The following is an 8,687-nucleotide window of genomic DNA, read 5'->3' as shown; positions in this document are numbered from 1 at the left end:
AGGGGGAGCCCCGGACCGATGTCAACACGGCTCAAAACAGAAAAATGACGGGCGACGATCCGCAGGGGATAACCTTCGGCCAGAACGAGTAAAAGAAACGACAGATCAATATGTTAGAAGTCGTGGATAGCGGCTGACGACGATATCGACGGTATCATCGCCCCTTTCGCGCCGGGTCCGATGCGGCTTTTGCAGCAGGATCTCCGCTTCGTGAAGAGCGTCCGGGCCGCCCCCCGCCCCCGCCACGCTCACCAGAAGGGCGGACCCCACGGGCCGAAATCGAAGGCCGTGTTCTGGTTCATCATCGCCGTCATCTGCTGTTCGTCGGCAAGCTTCTGTCGGAACACCATCTGCTGATAGGCCTGCAGATTGTCCATGGTGCCGTAATAGAGGCAGCCGCAAACCGTGGGATCGGCATAGAAGAAGGTCGGCTGGCCGTTCTGGTTCTGGGCGAAGAACTGATGAGGCGGAAACGCCTTGAGCGAGGCCACCTTCTCGGGAGTGTCCGCCAGGCGGATGCGGAAACCCGCGGCGACCAGCATGTTCTCGCGGCTCTGATCCGCGGTGGCGCAACCGGCCAGAGCAAGGCCGAGCACCGCCGCGACCACCATCTTCGAGACTTTCAACCCCGCCTCCCCTGAAGTTGCATCGAGGCGAAACGGTAGCAAGGCCGGCGGGGGAGTCGAGGCGCATTTCGCCGCCCTGGAGTCACGGCCCTGCACATGCACGCGGCGTGACCATGGAAATCGCGGGACAGAAGAGGCGGTTCTGAGTCTTGCCCGGATCATCGGTCGCAAGATCGCCCGCGAGCAGTTTGAGCGGCACATCGCGTTTGAGCGGGAGGTGCGCCGGAAACGTTTGACAGGCGAGGAGGTGTAACTCCAGCGCGGACGGCGTAACTCCAGCCTTGCTCGTAAACAAATTATACGTATAATTCTGGCATTCGATGTGAAAGGATGTCCGCCATGGTGAGAGTCGGCTCCCTCGAATTCCAGCGCAAGTTCGGCGAGTTCCAGCATCAGGCCCAGCGCGAGCCGGTGGAGATCACTCGGCATGGGCGCCGCGAGTTCGTGCTGATGTCCGCGGACCATTATGACTGGCTCAGGGCCGCCGCGCAGCGGACCCACCGCACGGCCGATGCGTTCAATGTGGTGATCGACGCGGTGGAGCGCGCGGAGATGGACGCTGAGCATGCCCACCTGAACGACCTGTTGAAGTAGGGTGCTCGGCGTGGCGTTTCCCGAGCCAAAGCCCGGCCTCATCCTCCGCTATGATTATCTCTGGACGCACGAGGCAGCTGCCGGCCGCGATCAAGGCAAGGATCGTCCGACCTGCCTCGTCGCCGCGACCGATTCCCTTGTGCGCCCTCGCTATGTAGTGTTGCTGCCGATCACCCATACGCCGCCGTCCGGCGATACGGTGGGGATCGAGATTCCGGCGAAGGTGAAAGAGGCTATCGGCCTCGACAGCGAGCCGAGTTGGGTGATCGTATCGGAGCACAATATCGACGAACGGCCGAATGGCGGGCTATCGCCGGTTCCTGGCAAGCCGGGTGAGTTCAGCTACGGTTTCATCCCCCCAGGGCTGTTCGCGAAAATCAGGGCCAGATTCCTCGAACTAGCACGAGCGAAGAGGAGTGGTGCAGTCCGCCGCTGACCCTGGAGACACGAAAGGAAGGTCGACGACCCGCGTCGCGCTCTATGTCCGCTATCCCTCCGATCATCAGCGGGAAGCCTCAATCGAAGATCAGCTTCGCCTCTGCCGTGAGCAGGCGAGGCGGGAAAAGTGGAACGTGGTCGCCACCTACAAAGACGCAGGGATTTCTGGTTCGAGCATGATCCTGCGACCTAGCATCCAGATGCTATTGCAGGACGCGCAGCGGGACAATTCGATGTGGTGATGGCCGAGGCGCTGGACCGCATCAGCCGCGACCAGGCGGACATTGCGACGCTGTTCAAGCACCTCAAATTCGCCGGCGTGCCGATCGTCACATTGGCCGAAGGCGAGATCAGCGAATTGCATGTCGGCCTGAAGGGCACAATGAACGCGCTTTTCATCCAGGACCTTGCCGCCAAGACACATCACGGCCTCCATGGTCGTATCGAGGACGGCAAGTCGGGCGGTGCGCTCTGCTACGGCTATAAGGTGGTGAAGAGGCGATGCGCGCTTATGCCGAAGAGACGAACGGGCTCAACCGGGAGCGCCGATCGAATAGCGACGCCTGGAAAGCGGAACTGGTCAAAGTCGAGAAGCAGATCAGGGGCATCATCGAGGCCATCAAGGCTGGAATGTTCCACGAGAGCATGAAGGCCGAAATGGACGCATTGGAGGCCCGGAAAAAGGAGCTTTCAGCGCTACTGGTCGATATCCCCAACGACGTGCCGGACATGCTGGCAAGGGCCGCGGGCATCTATGCGAGCAGGTCGCGCGACTCTGACCCATCCGCTGAACCGGCCAGGGGAAAGGCCTCAGGCAGCGGAAGCTTATCGAGCGGATCGTGCTGAAGCCCGGCAATGAACGCGGCGAGATATTCGCCGGCGCTGTACGGCGAACTGCGCACCATCCTCGAATGGACCGAGCGCCAGGCAATCGCCACGACGCTAGAAAACAAAACCCGCAGCCGAGGCTGCGGGTTTGTCGTATCAGTGGTTGCGGGGACAGGATTTGAACCTGTGACCTTCAGGTTATGAGCCTGACGAGCTACCGGGCTGCTCCACCCCGCGTCAGAGCCGCCAGGACGTTTTAGCGTCCGGCGGTGAGGGGTATCTAGCAATGCTCCTCGCCAATTGAAAGGGGCTGGGGTTAAATTTTGTCACGGGGCCGTCGCATACCGCTGCGTTATTCTGTATAACACACTGATATCCATAACTCTTTTTGAAAGAGACAGCCGTGGATAACCTCTCGCCCGCCTCGCCTCGGGATATCGATCCGCTCACCCGCCAGTTGCTGGAGGTGGCTGCGGAGGCATCCGCCGGTCTTGCGGAGACGGATCCGGTGACCCGCGTGCATGCGCTGCGCAAGACCGCGAAGCGCGCTCGCAGCCTTCTGCGGCTGATCGAAGGGCCGGCGCGGGACGAGGCCGCGACGCTGCGCCGGCAGATCTCGGAGGCGGCGCGGGCGCTGGCCGGCGCACGCGACGGAGTGGCGATGGCGGACGCGCTGGCCGATCTCGCCGGCCATGGCCTGCCCGCGGGGTTCATCCTGCCGCCCTCCCCCGCTCCCGAGGACGGCGCCGGCAGCACGCCTGCCGAGGCCGACGCGGCCGCGGCGCTCGCCGCCCTCATGGAGCATGGTGTCGGCCGGCTCGCCACCGGGCAGGCCGCGCCCGCGCGCGGCGCGCTGATCCGCGGTCTCGCCCGCTTCTACGCGCGGGCGCGACGCGCCGGCCGGGCGGTCGATCCCCATGACGCCGAGGCACTGCACGGCCTGCGCAAGGAGGTCGTCATCCATCGCTACCAGATGGAGATGGCGGCGGAGTGGTGGCCGCGGCTCGGCGGGTTCTGGCTGGGTGAATTGCAGCGGCTGCGCGAGCAGCTCGGGCGGCATCACGATCTTGTGGTGCTTCAGGCTCATCTCGCCGACGATGATCCGGATGAGACGGCGGTCGCGGTGATCGAGGCGGCCTATCGACGGCAGGGCGACCTCGCCCGCAAGGCGCTGCGCCAGCATCGCCGGCTGTTTGCCGAGACGCCGCGTGCCTTCCGCCGCCGTCTCAGGACCTATGCCCGGGCCGAACGCACCTATCAGGCCGATGAGGAGGAGTGAGGCCGCACGCTTGCGTCATATACCAGACGGCATAACGCTTGGCAGGACCTCCCGCCGCGCCTATGCAGGGCGGATGTGCTCGGGAGGCCGCCATGTTCGTCAGACAGATGCATTATCTGGTCGCTCTGGCGCGCGAGAAGCATTTCGGCCGCGCCGCCCTCGCCTGCCATGTCTCCCAGCCCACGCTCTCGGCCGGCATCCGCAAGCTGGAGCAGGAGCTGGGCCTGCCGATCGTGGTGCGCGGCCATCGCTTTCTCGGCTTCACCGCGGAGGGCGAGCGCGTGCTCGGCTGGGCACGGCAGATCGCGGCCGACTATGACAGCCTGCGCCAGGAGCGCGCGGAAACCGGCGGCCCGCTCTCCGGTACGCTGCGGCTTGGCGTCATTCCAGCCACCGTTCCGGCCGGGCCGCCTTTGCTCACCGCCTTCTGCGCGCGACACCCGGATGTGCGGGTGCAGATGCTCTCCATGAGCTCGGCGGCGATCCAGCGCGGGCTCGACGAGCTCGAGCTCGATGCCGGCATCACCTATCTGGAAAACGAGCCGCTCAACCGGGTGAAGCGGTTGGATCTCTATAATGAGCGCTATGTCTTCGTGACCCGCGCCGACGGCCCGCTCGCCAACCGCCGCGCGATACGCTGGCAGGAGGCGACGCGCGAGCCACTATGCCTGCTGACCCCCGACATGCAGAACCGCCGCATCATCGATCAGGTGATGCAGGAAGCCGGACTGAAGACGCCCGCCATGGCGGAGACCAACTCCTTCATGGGGGTGTGGGCGCTCGTGCGCGGCGGGCCGTGGTCCAGCATCGTGCCGCTGGCCTGCTTCCGCGGCCATGGCCGCACCGACGACCTGGTCGGCATCCCGCTGGTGGAACCGGTTCACCACCAGCCGATCGGCCTCGTGGTGGCGGATCGCGATCCGCTCAGCCCGGTCGCGAATGCTCTGCTGCGGCTGGCGCGCACGCTGGATCTGGAGCAGGCCTTCGCGCCGCTGACTTGAACAAGAACATCTGTAAATAACATCGCTTCATTGTTCTCATCTATCAATCAGTTCTCCCTTTCAATTTGAGATCGGCCACCGTCCTCTTCACAGTGAGCCTCAACCGGCCGGGCCAGAATGTGCCCCGGGTGCCGAAAGGCGGGCCGGAGGGAGGGAATTTCCGGCAGCGGAGCGCGCGCGGCGCGACCATTGCCGTGCAGGATTGCTCGCATCCATGAGCCGCCCCGGCCAGCTGCACCTGCAGCGGGAACGCCCCTCCCTGTCCCTTCAACGAGGAGATGCCGAGATGGCCAAAGTTCTGTGCGTGCTCTACGACGATCCGATCGACGGTTACCCGAAGAGCTATGCCCGCGACGATCTGCCGAAGATCGACCACTATCCGGGCGGCCAGACCCTGCCGACCCCGAAGGCGATCGACTTCCAGCCCGGCACCATGCTCGGCTCGGTGTCCGGCGAGCTCGGCCTGCGCAAGTACCTGGAATCCCAAGGCCACACGCTGGTCGTCACCTCTGACAAGGACGGCCCCGACTCGGTGTTCGAGAAGGAACTGGTCGACGCCGACATCGTGATTTCCCAGCCCTTCTGGCCGGCCTATCTGACGCCGGAGCGCTTCGCCAAGGCGAAGAACCTGAAGCTCGCGCTCACCGCCGGCATCGGCTCCGACCACGTCGACCTGCAGTCGGCGATCGACCGCGGCGTCACCGTGGCGGAGGTCACCTATTGCAACTCGATCAGCGTCGCCGAACATGTGGTGATGATGATCCTCGGCCTGGTGCGCAACTATCTCCCGGCCCATGACTGGGCGCGCAAGGGCGGCTGGAACATCGCCGATTGCGTGAAGCACTCCTACGACCTCGAAGCCATGAGCGTCGGCACCGTGGCCGCCGGCCGCATCGGCCTTGCGGTGCTGCGCCGCCTCGCGCCCTTCGACGTGAAGCTGCACTACACCGACCGTCACCGCCTGCCGGAATCGGTGGAGAAGGAGCTGAACCTCACCTGGCACGACACGCCGCAGGACATGTATCCGCATTGCGACGTGGTGACGCTCAACTGTCCGCTGCATCCGGAAACGGAGCACATGGTGAATGACGAGACGCTGAAGCTGTTCAAGCGCGGCGCCTATATCGTCAACACCGCGCGCGGCAAGCTCTGCGACCGCGACGCCATCGCCCGCGCGCTGGAAGGCGGCCAGCTCGCCGGCTATGCAGGCGACGTGTGGTTCCCGCAGCCGGCCCCGGCCGACCACCCCTGGCGCACCATGGCGTGGAACGGCATGACCCCGCACATGTCCGGCACCTCGCTCACCGCCCAGACCCGCTATGCGGCCGGCACGCGCGAAATCCTCGAATGCTTCTTCGAGGGCCGTCCGATCCGCGACGAATATCTGATCGTGCAGGGCGGCAATCTCGCAGGCGTCGGCGCGCATTCCTACTCGAAGGGCAATGCCACCGGCGGTTCGGAAGAAGCTGCGAAGTTCAAGAAGGCGGGCTGATCGCCTCGCGTCCCGTCCGCGCCGTGGAAACACCGCGCGGACGGGAATGCCTTACCGCTTCAGGTCAAGCACCGTCCCCGACCGGGCAGCCTCATGCCTTTCCGAGCACCCGACAGGGTGCAACCTCTCGACCGACCTTCACCGCACCGCATGTTCCGGCCAATAGATTCGGACCCGCAGGTCCCCGGCCGGGCTGTTTCTCCTGCCCGTGCCTCGCGCGCTGGTCATGCCCGTGCACCGGCGAGGGGCGAGGTTCGCGGTTTCTTCGGGCTCCCACGGGAGCCCGTCTTTTTATGTGCCGGCAAAGAATCGGTTGGCGGGGCGCGGCAATCCAAGATTTTCCCGCAGCATTCGCCCGGCATATTCTGTGCGGAACAGGCCGCGACGCTGCAATTCGGGCACAAGGTGAAGGGTTACGTCGTCGATCCCCTGCGGAAGGTAGGGGAACATCACATTGAACCCGTCGCATCCTTCTGTGCACAGCCACTCTTCCATCTCGTCCGCCACGCTTTGCGCGGTTCCGACCAGCGACAGCCCGGCATAACCACCAAGCCGCTGCGCCAGCTGGCGCACCGTGAGATTCTCGCGCCGCGCCAGCCCCACAACCCGCTCGCGTGCGCTGCGGCTGTCATTGGTTTCCGGCACCTCGGGCAGCGGGCCGTCGGGATCGAAGCGCGCGGCGTCCAGCCCGAGCGCAATGGAGAGCGAGGCGAGCGCGCTGTCGTAATGCACCAGCCCGTCCAGCCGCGCGCGCTTCTCCCGCGCCTCCTCGCGCGTATCGCCGAGCACGATGAAGGCCCCGGGCAGGATCTTGATATGCTCGCGCGCCCGTCCCGCCCGCTCGGCCCGGGCCTTCACATCCGCATAGAGCGCCTGCCCGGCCCTCAGATTGGGCGAGGCTGTGAACACCACCTCGGCGGTTTCCGCCGCAAGCTGCCGCCCGGCATCCGAGGAGCCCGCCTGCACGATCACCGGCCAGCCCTGGATCGGGCGCGCAATATTCAGCGGGCCGCGAGCGGAAAAGTACCGCCCTTTATGGTCGAGCACATGCATCTTCTCAGGATTGAAGAAGATCCCGCTCTGCGTGTCGCGCAGCAGAGCGTCATCGGCAAAGCTGTCCCATAATCCGGTGACGACATCATGGAATTCGCGTGCACGCACATAGCGTTCGTCATGGTCCATATGCTCGATGAGCCCGAAATTGCGGGCGGCATCGGGATTGGAGGTGGTGACGATGTTCCACGCCGCCCGCCCGCCGCTGATGTGATCCAGCGAGGCGAAGCGGCGCGCGACGTGATAGGGCTCGTCAAAGGTGGTCGAGGCGGTGGCGACGAGGCCGATATGGCTGGTCACCATGGCCAGCGCGGCGAGCAGTGTGAACGGCTCGAAGGACGCGATCGTGTGGCTGCGCCTGAGCGCTTCGACGGGCATGTTCAGCACGGCGAGATGATCGGCCATGAAGAACGCATCGAACTTCGCCGCCTCGAGCTGCCGGGCAAATCGCACCAGATGATCGAGATTGAAATTGGTGTCCGGCCAGGAACCGGGATAGCGCCAGGCGCCGGTGTGCAGGGTCGTGGGGCGCATGAATGCGCCGAGATGAAGCTGTTTCTGCGGCATGACGGCCTTTCGGGCACGAGCTCGCGCCTCCGGCATCCGGGAACGGCGCGAGCGGGACGGATCTTCCCGATTCAGCATCCGGCAAATGACCGGGTCAATGTCCCCCGTAGCGCGCAGGTTCGTCCGACATACGGCCGACGCAGCGTTCCAGAGATTGATTCGAACAACCGGTCGAGAATGATTCGATGAATCGCCGTCGTCGGTGCCTGTGCTTCAGACGGCGTTTCAGTCCGGCGCCTCGCTTCGGTCGTCTGGTCCGTAGTCACGCACCACCTGCGCCACCCGCAGCCGATAATCACGGAACATGCCGCCCCTTCCGACCGCCTGCGCCCGGCGATGATCGAGCTGGTGCCGCCATTTTGCCAGCGCCTCTTCGTCCCGCCAAAACTGAAGCGACAGCAGCTTGCCGTCCTCATAGACGCTTTCGAAGCGCTCGACCGAGAGAAAGCCGTCGATCGCCTCGACCTCTCGGCGCAGGCCCGCGGCCATGCGCAAATAATCATCCCGCTGTCCCTCGGCGGGCCAGACCTCGAATATGACGGCCAGCATGCGACGCCCCGTTCTCCCTCGATCGCGGCGCTGCCTTCCCCGCGCGACACCACGACCCGTTTCATCGGGAAGCGAGAGTGCCGGCAGATGGGTGGCGTGTCGAGCTACGGATCAGGCAGATAGGCGACGTTGCTCAGGCGCGTCGCGACCGCTCGTTTCACGTATCGCGAGAAGATCGCCCGCGATCGGCGATCTGCGTGGGCTGTCGATCTTTTGCCGACGGACGATAAGACCTGCCTTGCGGGTAGCCGGGATCTTTT

The 8,687-nt window shown here is 64.8% G+C and carries 9 protein-coding genes, 1 tRNA gene and 1 pseudogene; 7 read left to right on the top strand and 4 right to left on the bottom strand.

Features of this window, described 5'->3' with window-relative positions; translation table 11 throughout:
• Positions 1–248 precede the first annotated feature (248 nt).
• Complete coding sequence (locus MWN34_RS19480; RefSeq protein ID WP_247030979.1) at positions 249–626, bottom strand: hypothetical protein; 378 nt, start codon at positions 624–626, stop codon at positions 249–251.
• 339 nt (positions 627–965) lie between these two features.
• Between MWN34_RS19480 and MWN34_RS19475 the strand changes: the two genes are divergently transcribed.
• The 4 genes and pseudogenes from MWN34_RS19475 (at position 966) to MWN34_RS19455 (ending at position 2,504) form a co-directional block, all read left to right on the top strand.
• Complete coding sequence (locus MWN34_RS19475; protein ID WP_247030978.1) at positions 966–1,220, top strand: type II toxin-antitoxin system prevent-host-death family antitoxin; 255 nt, start codon at positions 966–968, stop codon at positions 1,218–1,220.
• A 10-nt stretch (positions 1,221–1,230) separates the two neighbouring features.
• On the top strand, positions 1,231–1,656 hold the full coding sequence (locus MWN34_RS19470; RefSeq protein WP_247030977.1) for a hypothetical protein: 426 nt from the start codon (positions 1,231–1,233) through the stop codon (positions 1,654–1,656).
• Positions 1,637–2,055: pseudogene (locus MWN34_RS19825) on the top strand (recombinase family protein); the annotation flags it as partial. The gene MWN34_RS19470 and the pseudogene MWN34_RS19825, both read left to right, overlap by 20 nt.
• A 104-nt stretch (positions 2,056–2,159) precedes the next feature.
• Positions 2,160–2,504, top strand: a complete 345-nt coding sequence (locus MWN34_RS19455) for a hypothetical protein (protein ID WP_247030981.1) — start codon at positions 2,160–2,162, stop codon at positions 2,502–2,504.
• A 142-nt stretch (positions 2,505–2,646) separates the two neighbouring features.
• Here MWN34_RS19455 and MWN34_RS19450 read toward each other — a convergent pair.
• Positions 2,647–2,723: transfer RNA gene (locus MWN34_RS19450), tRNA-Met, on the bottom strand.
• Positions 2,724–2,889: 166 nt separating this feature from the next.
• On the opposite strand from MWN34_RS19450, the gene MWN34_RS19445 reads away from it, so the two are divergent.
• The 3 genes from MWN34_RS19445 (at position 2,890) to MWN34_RS19435 (ending at position 6,258) form a co-directional block, all read left to right on the top strand.
• On the top strand, positions 2,890–3,765 hold the full coding sequence (locus tag MWN34_RS19445; RefSeq protein ID WP_247030976.1) for a CHAD domain-containing protein: 876 nt from the start codon (positions 2,890–2,892) through the stop codon (positions 3,763–3,765).
• A gap of 92 nt (positions 3,766–3,857) precedes the next feature.
• On the top strand, positions 3,858–4,766 hold the full coding sequence (locus MWN34_RS19440; RefSeq protein ID WP_247030975.1) for a LysR family transcriptional regulator: 909 nt from the start codon (positions 3,858–3,860) through the stop codon (positions 4,764–4,766).
• A gap of 286 nt (positions 4,767–5,052) precedes the next feature.
• Positions 5,053–6,258, top strand: a complete 1,206-nt coding sequence (locus MWN34_RS19435; RefSeq protein WP_247030974.1) for an NAD-dependent formate dehydrogenase — start codon at positions 5,053–5,055, stop codon at positions 6,256–6,258.
• Between the two features lie 291 nt (positions 6,259–6,549).
• Here MWN34_RS19435 and MWN34_RS19430 read toward each other — a convergent pair whose 3' ends face one another.
• Both MWN34_RS19430 and MWN34_RS19425 read right to left on the bottom strand, forming a co-directional pair.
• Positions 6,550–7,878 carry an LLM class flavin-dependent oxidoreductase gene (locus MWN34_RS19430; protein WP_247030973.1) on the bottom strand — a complete coding sequence of 443 codons (1,329 nt, stop codon included), beginning with the start codon at positions 7,876–7,878 and terminating at the stop codon, positions 6,550–6,552.
• Positions 7,879–8,103: 225 nt separating this feature from the next.
• The gene (locus MWN34_RS19425) at positions 8,104–8,427 is read right to left on the bottom strand and encodes an antibiotic biosynthesis monooxygenase family protein (RefSeq protein WP_247030972.1); all 324 of its coding nucleotides are present in this window, start codon (positions 8,425–8,427) and stop codon (positions 8,104–8,106) included.
• Positions 8,428–8,687: the final 260 nt, after the last annotated feature.

It is taken from the genome of Ancylobacter crimeensis (assembly GCF_023016805.1).
GTDB lineage: Bacteria > Pseudomonadota > Alphaproteobacteria > Rhizobiales > Xanthobacteraceae > Ancylobacter > Ancylobacter crimeensis.
This window is presented reverse-complemented; position numbering and strand designations above follow the sequence as displayed.

Bases quoted from the DNA above. Each gene is read 5' to 3' on its own strand.
- MWN34_RS19475 (WP_247030978.1), top strand. From the start codon at position 966: ATGGTGAGAGTCGGCTCCCTCGAATTCCAGCGCAAGTTCGGCGAGTTC.
- MWN34_RS19455 (WP_247030981.1), top strand. From the start codon at position 2,160: ATGCGCGCTTATGCCGAAGAGACGAACGGGCTCAACCGGGAGCGCCGA.
- MWN34_RS19440 (WP_247030975.1), top strand. From the start codon at position 3,858: ATGTTCGTCAGACAGATGCATTATCTGGTCGCTCTGGCGCGCGAGAAG.
- MWN34_RS19435 (WP_247030974.1), top strand. From the start codon at position 5,053: ATGGCCAAAGTTCTGTGCGTGCTCTACGACGATCCGATCGACGGTTAC.
- MWN34_RS19430 (WP_247030973.1), bottom strand. From the start codon at position 7,878: ATGCCGCAGAAACAGCTTCATCTCGGCGCATTCATGCGCCCCACGACC.
- MWN34_RS19425 (WP_247030972.1), bottom strand. From the start codon at position 8,427: ATGCTGGCCGTCATATTCGAGGTCTGGCCCGCCGAGGGACAGCGGGAT.